The organism is Actinospineispora spinosispora DSM 44797, from assembly GCF_000429025.1.
Classification (GTDB): domain Bacteria; phylum Actinomycetota; class Actinomycetes; order Mycobacteriales; family Pseudonocardiaceae; genus Pseudonocardia; species Pseudonocardia spinosispora.
The window spans coordinates 447,899-468,711 of the sequence record NZ_AUBB01000006.1 but is presented as its reverse complement, the minus strand read 5'-3'; the positions used below and the strand labels follow the sequence as shown (position 1 = coordinate 468,711).

The window sequence follows — 20,813 nt, the reverse complement described above, 5'->3', positions numbered from 1 at the left end:
CCGGCGTGCGAGTGCTGGCCGCGATGAGCGGCGGCGTCGACTCGGCGGTGGCCGCCGCGCGCGCCGTCGACGCGGGACACGACGTCGTCGGGGTCCACCTGGCGTTGTCCGAGACTCCCGACGCGTTGCGCTCCGGGTCGCGGGGCTGCTGCTCGAAGGAGGATGCGGCCGACGCCCGCCGCGCGGCGGACGTGCTGGGCATCCCGTTCTACGTGTGGGACTTCGCGGGGCGCTTCGCCGAGGAGGTCGTCGACCAGTTCGTCGAGGACTACGCCGCCGGCCGCACCCCGAACCCCTGCCTGCGGTGCAACGAGAAGATCAAGTTCGCCGCGCTGCTGGACAAGGCGCTGGCCCTCGGTTTCGACGCGGTCTGCACGGGTCACTACGCACGCCTGGACGGCCCGCCGGGCGACCGGGTGCTGCGCCGTGCCGTCGACGCGGGCAAGGACCAGTCCTACGTGCTGTCCGTCCTCACCGAGCTGCAGCTGGCGCACGCGATGTTCCCGGTGGGGGACACGCAGAAGGCCGACATCAGGGCGGAGGCGGCCCGGCGCGGTCTGTCCGTCGCGGCGAAGCCGGACAGCCACGACATCTGCTTCATCCCGAGCGGTGACACGGCCGGTTGGTTGACCGAACGTCTGGGCAGCAAGCCGGGCCCGGTGGTCGACGCACTGAGCGGCGAGGTGCTCGGTGAGCACTCCGGAGTGCACGGGTTCACCGTCGGCCAGCGACGCGGCCTGGGTGTGGACCGACCGGCGGCCGACGGCCGCCCCCGGTACGTGCTGGGTATCGAGCCGGTGAGCGGCACGGTCAAGGTCGGCCCCTCGGAGGAGCTCGACGTCCACGAGCTGACCGCGGAACGTCCCGTGTGGGCCTCCGGCACGGCCCCCGACGGCCCGATCGAGTGCGTGGCCCAGGTACGCGCGCACGGCGGCCTCGCCGACGCGGTGGCCGAGCTGGACGGCACCGTCCTGCGGGTGCACCTGCGCGAACCCCTGCGCGGTGTGGCCCCCGGCCAGGCCGTGGCCCTGTACCGCCCCGACCCCACCGGCGACGTGGTGATCGGCTCGGGCACGCTCGTCTGACAGCTCGCACAGACCCACCACACGCTGCGCGGCCGGCTGGCTTTGCACATCTACGTGCTGCGTCGCACATGTCCGGACATGTGCGACGCAGCACGAACACGTGCAAAGTGCCCACGATGAGTCTCTGTGCGAGCTGCCCGGTTGCTCGCGGCGGGTTACTGGTAGACACCGGGCTGTGAGTACTTCTTATTGGGCGCCCGGCACCGCCACCGGCATCGGATCGATGCCGGGGACCGACCCGTTGGAAGCCGCGCGCACCGTCGCCGGTGAGCTACCGGGGCTGCCGCACCTTCCGGAGCTGCCGGGACGGGGTGTCGGCGCGGACATGATCGGCCGCGCTGCCGCGCTGCTGGTGGACCTGGCGACCGAGCTCGTACCGTCGGGCTACCGAGTGACCGCTCGTGCGGGACGGGAACACCGGCGCGGCGTCGACCTGCTGCGCACCGATCTCGACGCGTTGGAGGAAGCGCTCGACACGACCCGCCCCGAGTGGGTCAAGCTGCAGGTCGCCGGGCCGTGGACGCTCTGCGCCGGCGTCGAGCTGCGCAACGGGCACCGGGTGCTGTCCGACCGGGGTGCTCGCCGGGAGTTCGCGGACAGCCTCGCCGAGGGGCTGGTCGCACACGTCGACGAGGTGGCCAGGAGAACCGGCGCGCGGGTCACCGTCCAGCTCGACGAACCGAGCCTGCCGTCGGTTCTCGCGGGCGCACTGCCCACCCCGTCCGGGTTCGGCACCGTCGCCGCCGTCGAGGAGCAGGAGGCGGAACAGGTACTGCGCGGGGTGATCGAGCGGCTCCCGGAGCCGGTGATCGTGCACTGCTGCGCGCCGAAGGCCCCGATCGCGCTGCTGCGCAACGCCGGTGCTCGGGCGCTCGCGCTCGACCTGCGGATGATCGGAACGCACACCGCCGCGCTGGACGCGATCGGTGAGACCTGGGATGCGGGGATCCCGGTGCTGCTCGGTCTCGTGCCCAGCCGCCGCAACACCGACGAGCCCGAGCGGACGCTGCGTGAGCTGGGCCGTCCGGCCGTGGAGCTGGCCGACCGGGTGGGATTCGCGCGTGAACGCCTCGCCGAGCTCGTGCTGCCGACCCCGAGCTGCGGGCTGGCCGGCGCGACCCCGGAGTGGGCGCGCCGGGCCATGGCACTGAGCCGCGATCTCGGCAAGGCGTTCGTGGAACCACCGGCCAGCTGGTCCGCGCAGGACTGACGCGTCAGTCGATCTCGGGGATGATCTCCTCGGCGAGGACCTCCATGTGGGCGGCCTCGTCGAACAGGGGAGTGAACAGCAGCATCTCGGCGCCCGCGTCCACGACCTCACGCAGGCCCTGGATGCAGTTCTCCGGTGTGCCGCACACCGCGACGTCGATCAGCTTGTTCGGCTGCGACCGGCCGTAGAGGGTGTCCAGGGCGGCGGTCATCCGCGCCCGCGCGCGGTCGGCGTCCTCGTCGACGGCGATGTAGACGCGTTTGGCGATCGGGAAGCCGGCGGCGTCGCGGCCCTCCTCGGTGAGCGCTTCACGCACCAGCCGAACCTGGTCGGCGAAGTTCGCCGTGGTGGTCGACCCGGCGCCGAAGAAGCCGTCACCGAGCCGGACCGCCCTGCGCAGCGCGGCCGGGGCGGAGCCTCCGAACCACACCGGCGGGTGCGGCTTCTGTACCGGCTTGGGCTCCATCGTGGCGCGGTCGAGTTTCCAGAACCGACCGTCGATGGTCACCTCCGGCTCGGTCCACAGCGCTTTCATGACGGCGAGGCCTTCGGTGAACCGGGTGACCATCGCGTCCGGGTCGAGCCCGAACGCGGCGAACGGACGTCCGCGCCCACCGGTCCCGATGCCGACCTCGACGCGCCCCTTGCTGAGGTGGTCGAGCGACCCGAGGTTCTTCGCCAGGTGCAGCGGGTTGTGCAGCGGCGTGACGAACACCGAGCAGCCGAGCCGGATCCGCTCGGTGCACGCGGCCGCGAACGTCATGGTGGTGAGCGGGCTCAGCTGGGGCGCCGTGCCGAGCACCTGTTCCTGGGTCCACGCGCTGTCGAAGCCGAGCTGCTCGGCACGGATGACGAAGTGCCGCAGCAGCGCCGGGTCGAAGTCCGGGCCGACGGTCTGTGGGATCGAGATCGCGTACTGCATTCCCCGATCCAATACCCGCGACGGTTCCGGCGCCAACCCGCGTGGAGATGCGGACCTCCCCGGGACGTCAGTAGGGTGCTCAGACGTGAGCGCCCACGCGGATCCTCTGTTGCTCGGTCCCGGCCCGTCGACCCCGTACCCCGAGGCGATGGAGGCACTGGCCCGACCGGTTCTCGGCCACCTCGACCCCGACTACCTGGCCCTGATGGCCGAGGTCAGCGACCGGTTGCGTGCCGTGTTCGGCACCGCGAACGAGCTGACGCTCGCGGTCAGCGGCACCGGTTCCGCCGGCATGGAGGCGTGTCTGGCGAGCCTGCTGCAGCCGGGGGAGAAGGCGATCGTCGGCGTCAACGGCTACTTCGGCGAGCGGCTGTGCGAGGTGGCGACCAGGGGCGGTGCCGAGGTCGTGCGCGTCGAGGCCCCGTGGGGACGCGCGCTGGACCCCGCCGACCTGCTCGACGCCCAGCGTGAGCACAGCGACGCCCGGCTGCTCGCGGTGGTCGCGGCCGAGACCTCCGTCGGGGTGCGCAACGACGTGGCCCCGCTGTCCGCTCTCGCCGACACCGACACGTTGCTGCTGGTGGACGCGGTCACGGCGCTGGGCGGCACCGAGCTGCGGGTCGACGACTGGAAGGTCGACGCCTGCTACTCCGCCAGCCAGAAATGCCTGGGAGCGCCGCCCGGGCTGGCGCCGGTCACCCTCTCGCCGAGGGCGGTCGAGGTGATGCGCGCCCGGACGACCCCGGTGCGCTCGTTCTACCTGGACCTGGGCCTGCTGCACGAGTACTACCTGGCGCCCTCGCACCGCTACCACCACACCGCCTCCTCGACGCTGGCCTACTCGCTGCACGCCGGGCTCGGCCGTCTGCTCGACGAGGGTCTGGAAGCCACCTGGGACCGGCACCTGGCGATCGGAACGAAACTCCAGGACGCGCTGGGCAAGCGAGGCTTCGGCCTGGTCGCCGACGCGGCGAACCGCCTCCCGCAGCTCACCGCCACCCTGCTGCCGGACGGCCTGGAGGAAGCACCCCTGCGGGTGGAGCTGCTCAAGCGCTACGGCATCGAGGTGGGCGGCGGCCTGGGCCAGTTCGCCGGCAAGGCCTGGCGCATCGGCCTGATGGGCCACAACGCCCGAGACCGCTCGGTGGCAACCCTCCTGGCAGCGATGGACGACCTGATCACCTAGCCCACCGGCGACCTCGCAGACCCTCTCGTCGTGTCGCAGACGCTGCAGCATCTGCGACACGACACGACCCTCTGCGAGGTGTGACTGCTGTGGCCAGCGGGGACGAGCCGATTTGTCCGAGACCTGAACCAGGATCCGCTGGCACCATGGAAGCTATGCGGACTCTGCTGAACGTCATCTGGCTGGTGCTGTGCGGCTTCTGGATGGCGGTCGGGTACGTCGTGGCCGGGGTGATCTGCTGCGTTCTGATCATCACCATCCCGTTCGGCCTCGCGGCGTTCCGCAACGCCAACTTCGCGCTCTGGCCGTTCGGTCGAACCCTGGTGGACCGCCCGGGAGCCGGCGCGGGTTCGGTCATCGGCAACGTGATCTGGCTGATCGTCGCCGGCTGGTGGCTGGCACTGGGCCACCTGATGACCGCGATCTGCCTGGCGATCACCATCATCGGCATCCCGCTCGCCTGGGCGAACCTCAAGCTGATCCCGGTCGCGCTCCTCCCGCTGGGCAAGGAGATCGTCCCGATGGGCCACCCGGTCGGCACCGCACGGACCTACGCGGTCGCCTGACCCCACGACCGGCGGAAAGAGCCCGTTGGCTCCCCGAGTCTCCGAGTGGAGTTCCGGCGAAGGCACCCCAACCAGCAACGGCTGAGCCGGCTCCGCGGATCTCCCGATGGGAGCCCCCACGGAGGCACCCAACCGAGCAACGGCTGAGCCGGCTCCGCGAGTCTCCGAAGGAGTTCCGGCGAAGGCAGGCGTAGTGAATGTCCGCAACCAGGCTCCCGAGCAGGACGGCGGCTCCCAGGGTGACGACAAGCGCGCGCTCAACCGAGGAACGAGGTTTGTTTTTCTTGGAGTACCCCAGCGAGCGTTTACGCGAGCCGGGGTGGTCACAGAAAAACTCCGCGCGGAACAGGCCCGAAAGGACGGCGGAACAGGCCCGAGAGAAACCGTCGGTGGTGAGCATTAACCTTGTCCCGTGAGCGCCGCCGATCCCGCAACAGCCACCTCCGGAACCGAGACCGCCGAGGTCACACCGGTCCCCGGTGAGCAACGTGAGCGCCATGGCCGGCTGGCCACCGAGATCGCCGACCATCAGTTCCGCTACTACGTGCTCGACTCGCCGGTCGTGTCGGACGGCCAGTTCGACGAGCTGTGGCGTGAGCTGGTCGCGCTCGAGGAGCAGTACCCGGAGCTGGTCACTCCCGAGTCGCCGACGCAGAGGGTGGTGGCGCGGTTCTCCACCGAGTTCACCGCGCACGACCATCTGGAGCGGATGCTCAGCCTGGACAACGCGTTCTCGTCCGACGAGCTGCGCAGTTGGGTGGAGCGGGTCGAGAAGGAGGTCGGGCACGAGCTGCACTACCTGTGCGAGCTCAAGATCGACGGCCTCGCGGTCAACCTGCTCTACGAGAACGGCCAGCTCACCCGGGCGCTCACCCGGGGTGATGGGCGCACCGGCGAGGACATCACGCTCAACCTGCGGACGCTGCGCGAGGTGCCGGACAAGCTGACCGGCACCGAGGAGTTCCCGCTGCCCGCGCTCGTGGAGGTACGCGGCGAGGTGTACTTCCGGCTGGAGGACTTCGCCGCGCTCAACGCGACCCTGGTCGAGGCGGGCAAGCCGCCGTTCGCCAACCCGCGCAACACCGCGGCGGGCTCGTTGCGGCAGAAGGACCCGAGGGTCACCGCGAGCCGCAACCTGCGGCTGATCTGCCACGGTTTCGGCAAGCGGGAGGGTTTCGCGCCGGCGCGCCAGTCAGAGGCCTACGACGCGTTGCGCGCCTGGGGTCTTCCGGTGTCCGAGCACACGGTCGTGCGCCGGGGCGCCGAGGAGATCGTCGAGCACGTCGCGTACTGGGGCGAGCACCGCCACGACATCGCACACGAGATCGACGGCATCGTGATCAAGGTCGACGAGGTGACGCTGCAGCGTCGGCTCGGCGCGACCTCCCGCGCCCCGAGGTGGGCGATCGCCTACAAGTACCCGCCGGAAGAAGCGACGACCAAGTTGCTCGACATCCAGGTGAACGTGGGGCGCACCGGCCGGGTCACGCCGTTCGCGGTGATGGAACCGGTTGTGGTGGCGGGCTCCACGGTGGCGATGGCGACGCTGCACAACGCGCAGGAGGTCCGGCGCAAGGGTGTGCTGATCGGTGACCGGGTGGTCATCCGCAAGGCGGGCGACGTGATCCCCGAGGTGCTCGGCCCGGTTGCCGACGTGCGCACCGGTGACGAGCGCGAGTTCGTGATGCCGACGCACTGCCCTGAGTGCGGCACGGAGCTGGCCCACCAGAAGGAGGGCGACATCGACCTGCGTTGCCCGAACTCGCGGTCCTGTCCGGCCCAGCTCCGTGAGCGGCTGTTCCACCTGGCGAGTCGCAAGGCGTTCGACATCGAGGTGCTCGGTTACGAGGCGGCGACGGCGCTGCTCACCTCGGGCGTGCTGACCGACGAGGGTGATGTCTTCGCGCTGACCGAGGACGACCTGGCACGCGTCGAGCTGTTCCGCACGAAGGCCGGTGAGCTGTCCGCGAACGCGCGCAAGCTCCTGGCCAACCTGGACTCCGCCAAGGACCAACAGCTGTGGCGGGTGCTGGTCGCGTTGTCGATCCGGCACGTCGGCCCGACCGCCGCGCAGGCGCTGGCCAGGGAGTTCGGTTCGCTCGACGCGATCGAGGTGGCCGTCGCCGACACCGGCGGGAGCCAGGAGCTCGACGAGCAGACCGGTGAGGACGACGCGCCGAAGGAGAAGACCAAGCGGGTCGACCCGTTGGCGGCGGTCGACGGGGTAGGTCCGACCATCGCCTCGGCGGTGCGTGAGTGGTTCTCGGTCGACTGGCACCGTGACGTGGTGGCCAAGTGGCGGGCGGCGGGCGTCCGGCTGGCGGAGGAGCGGGACGAGTCCGTTCCGCGCAGTCTGGAGGGGCTGTCCATCGTGGTCACCGGGAGTCTGGAACGCTACTCCCGCGACGAGGCCAAGGAAGCGATCACCGCGCGTGGTGGTCGGGCCGCCGGATCGGTGTCCAAGAAGACGGCCTTCGTGGTCGCCGGCGAGGCTCCGGGGAGCAAGCACGACAAGGCGGTGGAACTGGGTGTGCCCGTGTTGGACGAGGATGGGTTCACCGTATTGTTGGATCAAGGTCCGGAAGCCGCGTTGGAAGCGTCACGTTCGGATTAGCGAATAGCGCTGATCGAGACGCCCATCCAGGCGGTTCGTGGCTTAATCTTAAGTACGTCGGGGAGGTAGTTCTGTGCTGCAAGGTTGTCTGAACGGTGCGCGGCCGGCGGATGCGCACCCCGCCTTGCCTGTCACGCCCTACTACCTGGCTCGTGATGCGCGGGCGGTGTCCCGCTACGGCGTCACGTCGGTGCACGTTCATCCCCGCAGCCCGGACGGGCTGGAGACGCTCGACCCGCTGCACGTCGGCGACGCGGTCGCCGCGATCCACGCCGAGGTCCCCGGCATGGAGGTCGGTGTGCCCGCCGCGCGCTGGGTTCAGCCCGACCCGAAGGACCGGATCGACGCGGTCATGGCCTGGGGCAGGTTGGGCACCGGTAAGCCGGACGTCGTCGCGGTCAACGTGCACGATCTCGGCTGGCGCGAGGTGTGCGCCGCCGCCTACTCGCTCGGTATCGGTCTCGAGCTGGGCATCTGGACGACTGCCGACGCGGTCACCCTCAAGCAGCTGGGCATCCCGCCGGGCACGGTGCGGATCGTCGCCGAGCCGACGGTGAGCGAACCGGAGACCGCGGTGGCCGAGGCCGCTCGGATCATGCGCGCGCTCGGCACCCCGAAGTCCGGTGTCTCGGTGCTGCTGCACGGCGAGGAAGACGGCGCGTGGCCGGTGTTCAACTACGCGCTGAGCGTCAAGAACATCGACACCCGGATGGGTTTCGAAGATGTGCTGGTGCGCCCGGACAAGTGGCTCGCCACCGGCAACGAGGACCTGATCAAGACTGCTCACGCCCTGATGACCTGAGGCCGAGCGGACCCGTCGGGGTCTGCTCAGAGGCCGAGGATGGTGGACACGATCCCGCCGAGGTGAGCCAGCCGCGCCAGCTCGGAGGGTCGGAAGCCCGGGCCGCCCGGCCGTCCGACCACCAGCGCCTTGTCCTTGGAGGCGAACGGCGCGGCCGCCAGCTCGGTGTCCAGCTCGAACCACGGTTCCGGTGCCCAGTGCACCGACGGGTCGAGCACGATCGGCTTGGTCAGGGGAAGCCAGGGGAGGCTGCCGGCCCGCGTCTCCGGTGACGCCTGGCTCTCGGCGAGCCGGTAGGCGCGCCGGTCCTCCTGGATGACGACCAGTGCCCAGCCCGCGCGGAAGATGCGTGGGATTCCGTCGGCGAAGGTCTGCAACCCGTCGGCCGGGTTCGCGCTGATCTCCTCGATCAGCTCCAGCTCGCGGTGCGTGTCGAGCTTTCCGGTGTGCGGCCGGACCGACTCCACGTGGACACCCGGGATCGACTCCACGGCGGTGATCAGCACGTCCGGTGGGCGGCCGTTCGGCAGGTCCACCGTGAGATCGTCGATCGCGACGTCCTCGGCCCGTTCCACGACGTCGAGACCGAGTATGTCCACCCCGGCGTGGCCCAGCGCGGTGGCGATCGCGCCGAGCATGCCAGGCTGGTCCGGGACCTGGACCCGGATCAGGAAAGACACGCTCCAACCGCCTCCTCATTACCGCGTGCACGTGCAGGTGGGTATGTCGAACGAAGAGCAAACCCGACGAATTGTGTCAGTCCGGTGTCCTGGTTGGCTCGGCAGAGGGGCCCTATTTGCTGCACCAGCGGGTGATAGCGAGGCTACGTGGGGTGAGAGCGACTGGCCCGGGAGCCGGTAAAAATGCCCTGACCAGGAGCACTAGACTGGTTGTCTACCTCTCCCGGGGCTCGTGCGCCGATCACCATGATCACCACTATTTCGTCCCCGAGGGCTTTGTTGAACACCAGGAGGGACATGCCTGCCATCTCCCGTGACGAGGTCGCGCACCTCGCCCGGCTGGCCCGGCTCGCCGTCACGCAGGACGAGCTCGACACGTTTGCCCAGCAGCTCGACGTCATTCTGACGTCGGTGGCGCGGGTTGGCCAGATCGCGGCCGACGACATCCAGCCGACCTCGCACGCCGTGCCGCTGACCAATGTGTTCCGCGCCGACGAGGTGCGTCCCGGGTTGACACAGGAGCAGGCACTGGCCGGCGCGCCGGCCAGCGAACAGGGCCGGTTCCAGGTTCCCAGGATTCTGGGGGAGGAAGCATGAGCGCCGAACTGACCAGGCTGACCGCGGCGGAACTGGCCGCGAAGATTCACGCCCGCGAGGTGTCCTCGGTCGAGGTCACCCAGGCGCACCTGGACCGCATCGCGGCGGTCGAACCGGCGGTGCACGCGTTCCTGCACGTCGGTGCCGAGTCGGCGCTGGGTGCGGCCGCGCGCGTCGACGCGGCGCTGGCCGGGGGCGAAGCTCCGGTCTCGCCGCTCGCCGGTGTGCCGCTGGCGCTCAAGGACGTGTTCACCACGATCGACATGCCGACGACGTGCGGCTCGCGGATCCTGGAGAACTGGCAGCCGCCGTACGACGCGACGCTCACCGCCAGGTTGCGGGCCGCCGGGATCCCGATCCTGGGCAAGACCAACATGGACGAGTTCGCGATGGGCAGCTCGACCGAGCACTCCGCGTTCGGTCCGACGCACAACCCGTGGAACACCTCACGGATCCCCGGCGGTTCCGGCGGTGGCTCGGCGGCGTCGCTGGCCGCGTTCGAGGCGCCGCTGGCGATCGGGACCGACACCGGCGGCTCGATCCGTCAGCCGGCCGCGCTCACCGGGACGGTCGGCGTGAAGCCGACCTACGGTGGGGTGTCCCGGTACGGCCTGGTGGCCGCGGCGTCCTCGCTGGACCAGGCCGGGCCCTGCGCCCGCACGGTGCTGGATGCCGCGCTGCTGCACGAGGTGATCGCCGGGCACGACCCGAGGGACGCCACGTCGATCGACGCACCGGTGCCCGCTGTCGTCGAGGCCGCCCGTCAGGGTGCCGAGGGTGACCTGCGCGGCCTGAAGGTCGGCATCGTCCGTGAACTCGGCGGCGAGGGCTACCAGCCCGAGGTCGAGGCCGCGTTCCAGGCCTCGCTGCGCAGGCTCGAGTCGCTGGGGGCCGAGCTCGTCGAGGTGAGCTGTCCGCACTTCGAGTACGCGATGTCCGCGTACTACCTGATCATGCCGAGCGAGGTGTCGTCGAACCTCGCTCGGTTCGACGCGATGCGCTACGGCCTGCGGGTCTCGCCGGAGGCGTACTCCTCGGCGGAGGAGGTCATGGCCGCGACGCGTGAGGTGGGCTTCGGGCCCGAGGTCAAGCGCCGCATCATGCTCGGCACCTATGCGCTGAGCTCCGGCTACTACGAGGCGTACTACGGGCAGGCGCAGAAGGTCCGCACGCTGATCTCGAACGACTTCGCCGGTGCGTTCGGCAAGGCCGACGTCCTGGTCTCGCCGACGACGCCGACGACCGCGTTCGGGCTCGGCGACAAGGTCGACGACCCGCTGGCGATGTACCTGTGTGACCTGTGCACGATCCCGTCCAACATGGCGGGCAACGCCGCGATGTCCGTCCCGGCCGGTATCTCCGAGTCGGACGGGCTGCCGGTGGGTCTGCAGATCATGGCGCCCGCGTTGGGGGAGGCGGTGATGTATCGGGTGGCCGCCGCGCTGGAGGCCGCCCGCGACGCCGCCGACGGTGGTCCGCTGATCCAGCGGGTGAACGGCCTGGAGGCATCGGTATGACGACTCTCGAACTTGTCGACTACGACGACGTCGTCGAGCGTTTCGACCCCACGATGGGGCTCGAGGTCCACGTCGAGCTGAACACGAACACCAAGATGTTCTGCGGCTGCCCGACGGCCTTCGGGGCCGAGCCCAACACGCAGGTCTGCCCGACGTGCCTGGGCATGCCGGGTTCGCTGCCGGTGGTCAACGGAATCGGGGTTCGCTCGGCGATCCTCATCGGTCTAGCGCTGAACTGCGAGATCGTGCCGCGCTGCCGGTTCGCCCGGAAGAACTACTTCTACCCGGACATGCCGAAGAACTTCCAGACCTCGCAGTACGACGAGCCGATCGCGGTCAACGGCTGGCTGGACGTCGTGCTGGACGACGGTTCGACGGTGCGGGTGGAGATCGAGCGCGCGCACATGGAGGAGGACACCGGCAAGTCGCTGCACGTGGGCGGTGCGACCGGACGTATCCACGGCGCGGACTACTCGCTGCTGGACTACAACCGCGCAGGTGTGCCGCTGATCGAGATCGTCACGAAGATGATCCCGGGCACGCGGGAGCGGGCGCCCGAGGTGGCGCGGGCGTACGTCGCGACGCTGCGGGACCTGCTCAAGGCGCTCGATGTGTCCGACGTGCGGATGGACCAGGGCTCGATGCGCTGTGACGTCAACCTGTCGCTGGCGCCGCGCGACTCGGGCGAGCTGGGTACCCGCAGCGAGACGAAGAACGTCAACTCGTTGCGGTCGGTCGAGCGCGCTGTCCGGTTCGAGATGTGCCGCCAGGCCGGTGTGCTCGACGCGGGCGAGTCGGTCGTGCAGGAGACCCGGCACTTCGACGAGTCCAGCGGCTCCACCTCGGCCGGTCGGCGCAAGGAGACGGCGGAGGACTACCGCTACTTCCCCGAGCCGGACCTGGTGCCGATCGAGGCGTCCCGGGAGTGGGTCGAGGAGATCCGCCAGACCTTGCCGGAGATGCCGTGGGAACGGCGCAAGCGGGTGCAGACCGAGTGGTCGCTGACCGACGAGGAACTGCGCGACCTGGTCAACGCCGGTGCGCTCGACCTCGTCGCGGCCACGGTCGAGGCCGGTGCACCGTCCGGTGAGGCTCGCTCGTGGTGGGTGTCCTACCTGTCGCAGCAGGCCAACACCCAGGGTGTTGCGCTCGACGAGCTGGCCATCACGCCCGCTCAGCTGGCCAGGGTGATCGAGCTGATCGCCTCCGGTGAGCTGAACAACAAGCTCGCCAGGCAGGCCGTCGACGGTGTGCTCGCCGGTGAGGGTTCGCCGGACGAGGTCGTCGCCGCGCGTGGCCTGAAGGTCGTGTCGGACGACTCGGCGCTGATCGCCGCGGTCGACGCCGCACTCGCCGAGCAGCCGGACGTCGCGGAGAAGATCCGAGGCGGCAAGGTCGCCGCGGCCGGGGCGATCGTCGGCGCGGTCATGAAGTCGACCCGGGGCCAGGCCGACGCGAAGCGGGTCCGCGAGCTCATCGTCGAACGCTGCTCCTGACCCTCGTGAGTGGTACGGGCGCCTATAGGCGCCCGTACCACTCACGAGCCGCGCGGCGCGTTCGACGGCCGCGTAGCCGGTCGGGGTTTTGTGTGGTTAGTCGGGGCCTGAGCCGCTGCCGCCCGACGGCGGCTGGATGCGGATCACCCGGTCGTCGCTCGAGACGATCGGGCCGCCCGCGCCCTTGTTGTTGGTGCCCAGCCAGATGAGGCCGTCGGAGGCCAGGGTGGCCGGGCCCAGGCGGCCGTAGGTGCCGGCGAGCATCGTCTGCGGGACGCCGGTGAAGCCACCCTGTGGGCTCGTGTGCAGCAGGAACAGCGCGGACGACGTGCGCTCGGCCACCGCGATGGCGCCGGGCGGCGCGGTGCAGCCCGCCACCCCGGGGCGGTCCGGCCAGCTCCAGGCCGGAGTGCCGAGCTGGCCCGGTGTCGCCTGGTACAGCACGTCGCGGTCCGACAGGTGGTCGGTGATGAACACCGTGCCGTCGGTCGGCGAGACGCACAGACCGCCGGGGGTCTGCAGGCCGGAGCTGTAGATCGGTGACGCCGGGTTGGGGTTGTCCTTGAGCGGATGCCCGAACGTGTCGATGCGCAGCAGCTTGCCGGCGAGCGAGCCGTTGTCGCCGCCCGCGCTCCCGGTGGCGACCAGCAGCGCACCGTCCCTGCCCACAGCCAGCGCGCCCGCGTCGCTACCGGTCGACCGCGGGATACCGGTCAGTACCGGCACCGGCGGGTCACCCGGCGCGATCCGCACCACACGGTGGTCGGCGGGGGTGGCGATGTAGGCGTAGAGCAGCTGGTCCTCGTCGTAGCTGGGGGACAGGACCAGGCTGATCAGGCCGCCGCTCGCGGCGTCGACCGGGATGCTCGAGACGAGCTGGGCGGGCTTGCCCTTCTGGACCTGGAACACCTGGCCGGTGGCCCGTTCCGCGACCAGAGCGCTCTGGGCGTCCGGCATGACGGCGATCGCGGACACCGGGTTGAGGCACGTCGCGACCACCTGGGGGTCGGGGTCGACGCAACCGTTGGGGCTCGCCTGCCCGCCCGGCGAACCGGGAGGCTGTGCGGGCTGCTCGGACTCCGGCGGCTGGTCGGGGACCCTCGGTGGCGCGGCCAGCGGCCCGCCCTCCTGGGGTTTGTCGTGCCATTGGCGGGCGCCGGTGTCCTGGAACGTGGCACAACCGGCCAGCAACGTCACCGCGATCGCCAGTACCACGGCGATCAGGGTGGGCCGGCGGGGGAGCGCCGTGTGCCGGCGCGCCGAGACGCGGGACGGCGATCGGGTCACGCGCTGAACCTTAGGCAGCGGGCCGTGAACCTCAGGTGAGGAGTTCGGCGCGTCGCGTACCGGTTGCGGCGACATCATCTCGACGCTGGTTACTCTGCGTCGATGACGTGGGCGTCCGGGCGAGAGCAGCGGTACAGCGCCTACGACGCTGACCCCGAGGAACCGACCGTCACCATGGACAAGCCCGGCCGGGTGGCCCATCAGGTGCGGTGGCACTCCGGCGCGGACCTGGGCCTGCTGGTCCTGCGGGTGGTGCTCGGTGTGATCTTCATCGGGCACGGGGCGCAGAAGATGTTCGGCGTGTTCGGTGGACCGGGGATCAGCGGCGCGGCCGCGTTCCTCGCCACGAACGGCTTCCAGCAGAGCTCACTGCTCGCCGGACTCACCGCGGTGACCGAGCTGGGTGGCGGCGCGATGCTGGTGCTGGGCGCGTTCACCCCGCTCGCCGCCGCCGGCCTGTTGGCGATCATGATCAATGCGATCTGGCTCAAGCTGCCCGGCGGGTTCTTCCTCGCCCCCGAGGGCAGGGGTTACGAGTTCGAGCTGGTGCTCGCCGGTGCCGCCACGGCCGTGGTCCTCACCGGCGCGGGCAGGCTCGCCCTGGACCGGGTGCTCCCGCTGTTCCGCCGCTCGGCCGCGATCGGCTTCCCCTGCCTGGTACTCGGCGTCGGCGCGGCCGTCGCCGCCCGCCTCCTACTGCACACCCCGTGAGTGATGTGGGCTGCTCTGGCAGCCCACATCACTCACGGGTGGTTTAGCGGACCTCGCGGACGGCGCCGGTGGCGGCCGAGGTGGCCAGCGCGGCGTAGGCGCGCAGGGCCTTCGAGACCACACGCTGGCGGTCGACCGGCTGCCACGGGCGCTCGGAGGCGTCCATCTTGGCGCGCCGCTCGGCGAGCACCTCGTCGGACACCAGCAGCTCCAGGGACCGCGAGTGCACGTCGATGCGGATGCGGTCACCGTTCTGGACCAGGCCGATCGGGCCGCCGTGTGCCGCCTCTGGCGAGATGTGGCCGACCGAGATACCGCTGGAGCCGCCGGAGAACCGCCCGTCGGTGATCAGCGCGCACTTCGCGCCGAGACCGGCGCCCTTCAGGAACGCGGTCGGGTGCAGCATCTCCTGCATGCCCGGGCCGCCGGAGGGACCCTCGTAGCGGACCACCAGCACGTCACCCGGCTGGATCTTCTTGCCGAGGATGACCGACACGGCCTCCTCCTGGCTCTCCACGACCAGCGCCGGGCCCTCGAACAGCCACAGCTCCTCGGGGATACCGGCGGCCTTGATCACCGCGCCGTCCTCGGACAGGTTGCCGCGCAGCACCGCGAGGCCGCCGTCGACGGTGTAGGCGTGCTCCCGGTCCCGGATGCAGCCGCCCTCGGCGTCGGTGTCCAGCGAGGACCAGCGGTTCGAGGTCGAGAACGCCTCGGTCGTGCGGACCCCGCCCGGTGCGGCGTGGAACAGCTCCAGAGCGGTCTCCGACGTCGAGCCGGAGCGGATGTCCCACTCGGACAGCCACTGCTCCATGGAGGGGGAGTGCACGGTGTGGACGTCGGTGTTGAGCAGCCCGGCGCGCCACAGCTCACCCAGGATGGCGGGGATTCCGCCGGCGCGGTGGACGTCCTCCATGTGGTAGTTCGAGTTCGGCGCGACCTTGCTCAGGCACGGCACCCGGCGTGACACGGCGTCGATGTCGGCGAGGTCGAACCCGATCTCGCCCTCCTGCGCGGCGGCCAGGATGTGCAGCACGGTGTTGGTGGAGCCGCCCATCGCGACGTCCAGCGCCATCGCGTTCTCGAAGGCCTTGCGGGACGCGATCGAACGCGGCAGCGCGGTCTCGTCGTCGTTCTCGTACCAGCGCCGGCACAGCTCCATGACCGTGGTGCCGGCGCGCTCGAACAGCGAACGACGCGCGGAGTGGGTCGCCAGCGTGGAGCCGTTGCCGGGCAGCGCGAGCCCGAGCGCCTCGGTCAGGCAGTTCATCGAGTTCGCGGTGAACATCCCCGAGCAGGACCCGCAGGTGGGGCACGCCGACCGTTCGACGGCGTTGAGGCCCTCGTCGTCGACCTCGCTGGACGCTGACGCGGAGATCGCGGTGATCAGGTCGGTCGGGGCCTGCGCGACACCACCGACGACCACGGCCTTGCCGGCCTCCATCGGGCCGCCGGACACGAAGACCGTCGGGATGTTGAGCCGCATCGCCGCGTTCAGCATGCCGGGGGTGATCTTGTCGCAGTTGGAGATGCACACCAGCGCGTCGGCCGCGTGCCCGTTGACCATGTACTCCACCGCGTCCGCGATGACCTCGCGCGACGGCAGCGAGTAGAGCATTCCGCCGTGGCCCATCGCGATGCCGTCGTCGACCGCGATCGTGTGGAACTCGCGCGGGACGCCGCCGGCCTCGGTGATCGCCTCCGCGACGATGTCGCCCAGGTTCTTGAGGTGGACGTGACCGGGCACGAACTGGGTGTAGGAGTTGGCGATCGCCACGATCGGTTTGCCGAAGTCGTTCTCGCCCATGCCGGTGGCGCGCCAGAGCGAGCGGGCTCCGGCGGCGTTGCGGCCGTGTGTGGTGACGCGGGAACGAAGTGCGGGCATGACGGTCACTCCTCGGGCGACTCTGGTGACGCGGGTGTAGCCGGTGTGGTGGGCTCGGGCTTCGGGGCGGACGGATCGGGGATCCGGCCACCGCTCGCCTCGGCGAGAACGGGCAGATCGCGGACGTAGACGGCCGGCAGTGGTAGCTCCGTGCCGCTGGTGAGTACGGCGCTGACTCGGGATCGTGTCCGCGAGGAGCGCAGTTTCAGACCGCTGATCTCCGACCAGGCTACTCGTGTCGAGCCGACGATGCCGCGTACTTCCATCGCCTCGGAGTCGACCGTCGTGCGCCTGCGCAACACGTAGACGATGACCGCGACCGGGATCAGGTAGACGGGCAGGAGCCACACGGCGGACACCGCGATCGGTGTGACGCACACCGCGAGGGTGACCGCGGCCAGCACCGCCAGCGGGGAGACGCGGAAGACGTATCGGTTGTCGGCACTGCTCACCGGCTCATCGTCCCAGGTCGGCTGAGCGGCTCGGGAGGCGCGTTATGACACAGACGCGTGAGCATCGTCCCAGCTGTGTTGACCGTCGCGGGGAGGCCGGTTACGGTCAGTGGCATGCCACGCATTGTCGACCTCGTACTTCTCCGGCGCGTCGACGCCTGAGAGGTTTCAGTCGACGCGCAACCCTCGCTCCGCCGACCCGCGGCCGCGAGGGCTTTTTTGTGCCACGAGCACGCCAGCCGCGACAGCCCGATCCCGATAAGTCATCCGACCAGATTCAGACAACGAGGCAGAGCAAGCGATGACAACCGCGACGCCCCGACCGGCACCGGTTCCCGGTCCGCCCAAACCCACACCGCCACCCACCCGCCCGCAGCGCGGTGCCAGTGAGCCGATTCCGGCCACCGGTGCCCAGTCACTCGTGTTCTCACTCGAGGCGGTCGGCTGCGAGGCGGTATTCGGGATTCCCGGCGGCACCATCCTTCCCGCTTACGACCCGTTGCTCGACTCGGTTTCGGTACGCCACGTGTTGGTCCGCCACGAGCAGGGCGCGGGCCACGCGGCCACGGGTTACGCGCAGGCCACCGGGAAGGTCGGCGTGTGCATGGCCACCTCCGGTCCCGGCGCGACCAACCTGGTGACGCCGCTGGCCGACGCCTACATGGACTCGGTCCCGGTCGTGGCCATCACCGGGCAGCAGTCCAGGGCGCTCATCGGCACCGACGCCTTCCAGGAGGCGGACATCACCGGCATCACGATGCCGGTGACGAAGCACAACATGCTGGTCACCGATCCGATCGACATCCCGAGGGCCATCGCGGAGGCCTTCTACCTCGCGTCGACGGGCCGCCCCGGCCCGGTTCTGGTGGACATCCCGAAGGACGTGCTGCAGGAGCAGACCACGTTCTCCTGGCCGCCGGAGATGAAGCTGCCCGGCTACCGGCCGACGACCCGTCCGCACGGCAAGCAGATCCGTGAGGCCGCGCGGCTGATCGCGACCGCCCGCCGCCCGGTCCTCTACGTCGGCGGCGGTGTGGTCAAGGCCGAGGCGTCGCAGGAGCTGCTGGCGCTCGCCGAGCTGACCAACGCACCCGTCGTGACCACGCTGATGGCTCGCGGGGCGTTCCCGGACAGCCACCCGCAGCACGTCGGCATGCCCGGCATGCACGGCACGGTCACCGCGGTCGCCGCGATGCAGAAGGCCGACCTGCTGATCACCCTGGGCGCACGGTTCGACGACCGGGTGACCGGTCAGCTGTCCACGTTCGCCCCGGGTGCCGCCGTGGTCCACGCGGACATCGATCCGGCGGAGATCTCCAAGAACCGGCGGGCCGACGTGCCGATCGTCGGTGACTGCAAGGAGGTCATCACCGACCTGATCGAGGCGGTGCGCGCGGAGCACGCCGAGAGCGGCGGGGTGACCGACCTGACGACCTGGTGGAAGCAGCTCGACGGGCTGCGTGAGACCTTCCCGCTCGGCTACACCTGGCCCGCCGACGGGTCGCTGTCGCCGGAGTACGTGATCGAGCGGATCGGCGCGATCGGTGGTCCGGACGCGGTGTACACGGCGGGTGTCGGTCAGCACCAGATGTGGGCGGCGCAGTTCGTCCGCTACGAGAAGCCCCGGTCCTGGATCAACTCCGGCGGTCTCGGCACCATGGGCTTCGCGGTCCCGGCCGCGATGGGCGCGAAGCTCGGACTGCCGGACACCACCGTGTGGTGCATCGACGGCGACGGCTGTTTCCAGATGACCAACCAGGAGCTGGCCACCTGCGCGATCGAGAACATCCCGATCAAGGTGGCTGTGATCAACAACGGCAACCTGGGTATGGTCCGGCAGTGGCAGAACCTCTTCTACTCGGAGCGGTACTCCAACACCGACCTCGGGACGCACAAGCACCGCATCCCGGACTTCAAGATGCTCGCCGAGGCGATGGGCTGCGTCGGCCTGCGCTGTGAGTCCAAGGACAAGGTCGACGAGGTCATCAGGCAGGCGATGGAGATCAACGACCGCCCGGTCGTGATCGACTTCGTGGTCGGCGCGGATGCCCAGGTGTGGCCCATGGTCGCCGCCGGCACCAGCAACGACGAGGTCATGGCCGCGCGCGGCATCCGCCCGCTGTTCGACGACGACGACGCCGCGACCGGTGTCGTGATCGAGAACGAGGACCTGCTGGGCGGTCCGTCCGCCAGTACGAACGGCGCCGGGGGAGAGAGCTGATGTACACCTCACACACGCTCTCCGTCCTGGTCGAGGACAAGCCCGGTGTGCTCGCCAGGGTCGCCGGCCTGTTCAGCCGACGCGGGTTCAACATCGAGTCGCTGGCCGTCGGCCCGACCGAGGTGCCCGAGGTCTCCCGGATGACGATCGTCGTCTCGGTCGACGAACTGCCGCTCGAACAGGTCACCAAGCAGCTCAACAAGCTGATCAACGTCATCAAGATCGTGGAGCTCGAGCCGGCCGTGTCGGTCCAGCGCGAGCTGCTGCTGGTGAAGGTCCGCGCCGACGCGACGGTGCGCAGCCAAGTCTTGGAAACCGTTCAGCTGTTCCGTGCCAAGGTGGTGGACGTGGCACCGGAGGCGCTCACCGTCGAGGCCACCGGCACGTCCGACAAACTGGCCGCGCTCCTGCGGATGCTCGAACCGTATGGCATCCGCGAGATGGTGAAATCAGGCATGGTGGCCGTCGGCCGGGGACCCCGGTCGATCACCGCCGCTGCCGTGCGGTAATTCCCCCGCTAGACCCCGCTATACAGCTCCAGAGAGGAATTCGAGCAGCAATGCCTGCCAACATCTATTACGACGACGACGCCGACCTGTCGATCATCCAGGGCCGCAAGGTGGCCGTGATCGGCTACGGCAGCCAGGGGCACGCGCACGCGCTGAGCCTGCGCGACTCCGGCGTCGACGTGCGGATCGGTCTGCCCGAGGGGTCGAAGTCGCGGCAGAAGGCCGAGGACGAGGGCCTGCGGGTGCTGACCCCGGCCGAGGCGTCCGCCGAAGCCGACCTGATCATGATCCTGGCGCCGGACACCAAGCAGCGCTTCATCTACGCCGACGACATCGCGCCGAACCTGAAGAGCGGCGACGCGATCTTCTTTGGTCACGGCTTCAACATCCGCTACGACCTGATCAAGCCCCCGGGCGACGTCGACGTGGCGATGGTCGCGCCGAAGGGCCCCGGTCACCTGGTCCGCCGCCAGTTCGCCGACGGCAAGGGCGTGCCCTGTCTGATCGCGGTCGAACAGGACGCGTCCGGCAGCGCGAAGGCGCTCGCCCTGTCCTACGCGAAGGGCATCGGCGGCAGCCGCGCGGGCGTCATCGAGACGACGTTCAAGGAAGAGACCGAGACCGACCTCTTCGGCGAGCAGTCCGTGCTCTGTGGTGGCGCCGCGGCGCTGGTGCAGACCGGTTTCGAGGTCCTCACCGAGGCCGGCTACGCCCCGGAGATCGCCTACTTCGAGTGCCTGCACGAGCTCAAGCTGATCGTCGACCTCATGTACGAGGGCGGCATCACCGGTGAGCGCTACTCGATCTCGGACACCGCCGAGTACGGCGACCTCACCCGTGGCCCGCGCGTCATCACCCCCGCGGTGAAGGACGAGATGCGCAAGATCCTGGGCGAGATCCAGGACGGCACGTTCGCCCGCGAGTGGGTGGCCGAGGACGAGGCCGGCAGGCCGAACTTCACCCGCCTCCAGAAGGAGGGCGAGGACCACTCCATCGAGCAGGTCGGCGCCAAGCTCCGCGGCCTGATGTCCTGGGTCGCACCCCCCGCCTGACCTGGGGCAGGTTTTCATGAT

18 protein-coding genes are annotated in these 20,813 nt (G+C 70.0%); 13 read left to right on the top strand and 5 right to left on the bottom strand.

Annotated features, from left to right (window positions below; translation table 11 throughout):
- The first annotated feature begins 5 nt into the window (after positions 1-5).
- Positions 6-1,085: a tRNA 2-thiouridine(34) synthase MnmA gene (mnmA, locus tag G406_RS0102335; RefSeq protein ID WP_028932549.1), complete on the top strand. Its 1,080-nt coding sequence runs from the start codon at positions 6-8 to the stop codon at positions 1,083-1,085.
- Positions 1,086-1,260: 175 nt separating this feature from the next.
- Complete coding sequence (locus G406_RS0102330) at positions 1,261-2,295, top strand: methionine synthase (RefSeq protein WP_028932548.1); 1,035 nt, start codon at positions 1,261-1,263, stop codon at positions 2,293-2,295.
- Positions 2,296-2,299: 4 nt separating this feature from the next.
- On the opposite strand, the gene G406_RS0102325 is transcribed toward G406_RS0102330, so the two are convergent.
- Positions 2,300-3,217 carry an LLM class F420-dependent oxidoreductase gene (locus tag G406_RS0102325; protein WP_028932547.1) on the bottom strand — a complete coding sequence of 306 codons (918 nt, stop codon included), beginning with the start codon at positions 3,215-3,217 and terminating at the stop codon, positions 2,300-2,302.
- 85 nt (positions 3,218-3,302) lie between these two features.
- Here G406_RS0102325 and G406_RS0102320 point away from each other — a divergent pair, with 85 nt between their 5' ends.
- The 4 genes from G406_RS0102320 (at position 3,303) to G406_RS0102305 (ending at position 8,385) form a co-directional block, all read left to right on the top strand.
- The gene (locus G406_RS0102320; protein WP_028932546.1) at positions 3,303-4,403 is read left to right on the top strand and encodes a pyridoxal-phosphate-dependent aminotransferase family protein; all 1,101 of its coding nucleotides are present in this window, start codon (positions 3,303-3,305) and stop codon (positions 4,401-4,403) included.
- Positions 4,404-4,558: 155 nt separating this feature from the next.
- Entirely contained in the window at positions 4,559-4,969 is a 411-nt protein-coding gene (locus tag G406_RS0102315) for a YccF domain-containing protein (protein WP_028932545.1), read from the top strand.
- Between the two features lie 412 nt (positions 4,970-5,381).
- Positions 5,382-7,583: an NAD-dependent DNA ligase LigA gene (gene ligA / locus G406_RS0102310; RefSeq protein WP_028932544.1), complete on the top strand. Its 2,202-nt coding sequence runs from the start codon at positions 5,382-5,384 to the stop codon at positions 7,581-7,583.
- Between the two features lie 73 nt (positions 7,584-7,656).
- The gene (locus tag G406_RS0102305) at positions 7,657-8,385 is read left to right on the top strand and encodes a 3-keto-5-aminohexanoate cleavage protein (RefSeq protein ID WP_028932543.1); all 729 of its coding nucleotides are present in this window, start codon (positions 7,657-7,659) and stop codon (positions 8,383-8,385) included.
- Positions 8,386-8,411: 26 nt separating this feature from the next.
- Here the strand turns inward: G406_RS0102305 and G406_RS0102300 are convergent, their stop codons facing one another.
- Positions 8,412-9,065, bottom strand: a complete 654-nt coding sequence (locus G406_RS0102300; RefSeq protein ID WP_028932542.1) for an ACT domain-containing protein — start codon at positions 9,063-9,065, stop codon at positions 8,412-8,414.
- Between the two features lie 297 nt (positions 9,066-9,362).
- Between G406_RS0102300 and gatC the strand changes: the two genes are divergently transcribed.
- From gatC to gatB, 3 genes are read left to right on the top strand one after another with little or no spacing between them, the layout of a single operon-like run.
- Positions 9,363-9,662 carry an Asp-tRNA(Asn)/Glu-tRNA(Gln) amidotransferase subunit GatC gene (gene gatC, locus G406_RS0102295; protein WP_028932541.1) on the top strand — a complete coding sequence of 100 codons (300 nt, stop codon included), beginning with the start codon at positions 9,363-9,365 and terminating at the stop codon, positions 9,660-9,662.
- On the top strand, positions 9,659-11,179 hold the full coding sequence (gatA, locus tag G406_RS0102290) for an Asp-tRNA(Asn)/Glu-tRNA(Gln) amidotransferase subunit GatA (RefSeq protein WP_028932540.1): 1,521 nt from the start codon (positions 9,659-9,661) through the stop codon (positions 11,177-11,179). The genes gatC and gatA overlap by 4 nt, the downstream gene beginning before the upstream one ends.
- On the top strand, positions 11,176-12,675 hold the full coding sequence (gene gatB, locus G406_RS0102285) for an Asp-tRNA(Asn)/Glu-tRNA(Gln) amidotransferase subunit GatB (RefSeq protein ID WP_028932539.1): 1,500 nt from the start codon (positions 11,176-11,178) through the stop codon (positions 12,673-12,675). The genes gatA and gatB overlap by 4 nt, the downstream gene beginning before the upstream one ends.
- A gap of 96 nt (positions 12,676-12,771) precedes the next feature.
- Here gatB and G406_RS0102280 read toward each other — a convergent pair whose 3' ends face one another.
- Positions 12,772-13,962 carry a PQQ-dependent sugar dehydrogenase gene (locus tag G406_RS0102280; protein WP_245606980.1) on the bottom strand — a complete coding sequence of 397 codons (1,191 nt, stop codon included), beginning with the start codon at positions 13,960-13,962 and terminating at the stop codon, positions 12,772-12,774.
- 102 nt (positions 13,963-14,064) lie between these two features.
- Here G406_RS0102280 and G406_RS44165 point away from each other — a divergent pair, with 102 nt between their 5' ends.
- A complete protein-coding gene (locus G406_RS44165) occupies positions 14,065-14,673 on the top strand; it encodes a DoxX family protein (protein ID WP_051341337.1) in 609 nt (202 codons plus the stop codon).
- A 43-nt stretch (positions 14,674-14,716) separates the two neighbouring features.
- Here the strand turns inward: G406_RS44165 and ilvD are convergent, their stop codons facing one another.
- Both ilvD and G406_RS44160 read right to left on the bottom strand, forming a co-directional pair.
- Positions 14,717-16,558, bottom strand: coding sequence for a dihydroxy-acid dehydratase (gene ilvD, locus G406_RS0102270; protein WP_028932537.1), 1,842 nt, complete (start codon positions 16,556-16,558; stop codon positions 14,717-14,719).
- A 5-nt stretch (positions 16,559-16,563) separates the two neighbouring features.
- Positions 16,564-17,010: a PH domain-containing protein gene (locus tag G406_RS44160; protein ID WP_051341334.1), complete on the bottom strand. Its 447-nt coding sequence runs from the start codon at positions 17,008-17,010 to the stop codon at positions 16,564-16,566.
- A gap of 301 nt (positions 17,011-17,311) precedes the next feature.
- Between G406_RS44160 and G406_RS44155 the strand changes: the two genes are divergently transcribed.
- From G406_RS44155 to ilvC, 3 genes are read left to right on the top strand one after another with little or no spacing between them, the layout of a single operon-like run.
- On the top strand, positions 17,312-19,231 hold the full coding sequence (locus G406_RS44155; RefSeq protein WP_084215712.1) for an acetolactate synthase large subunit: 1,920 nt from the start codon (positions 17,312-17,314) through the stop codon (positions 19,229-19,231).
- Positions 19,231-19,740: an acetolactate synthase small subunit gene (gene ilvN, locus G406_RS0102255; protein ID WP_028932536.1), complete on the top strand. Its 510-nt coding sequence runs from the start codon at positions 19,231-19,233 to the stop codon at positions 19,738-19,740. The genes G406_RS44155 and ilvN overlap by 1 nt, the downstream gene beginning before the upstream one ends.
- 50 nt (positions 19,741-19,790) lie before the next feature.
- Positions 19,791-20,792, top strand: a complete 1,002-nt coding sequence (gene ilvC, locus G406_RS0102250; protein WP_028932535.1) for a ketol-acid reductoisomerase — start codon at positions 19,791-19,793, stop codon at positions 20,790-20,792.
- Positions 20,793-20,813: the final 21 nt, after the last annotated feature.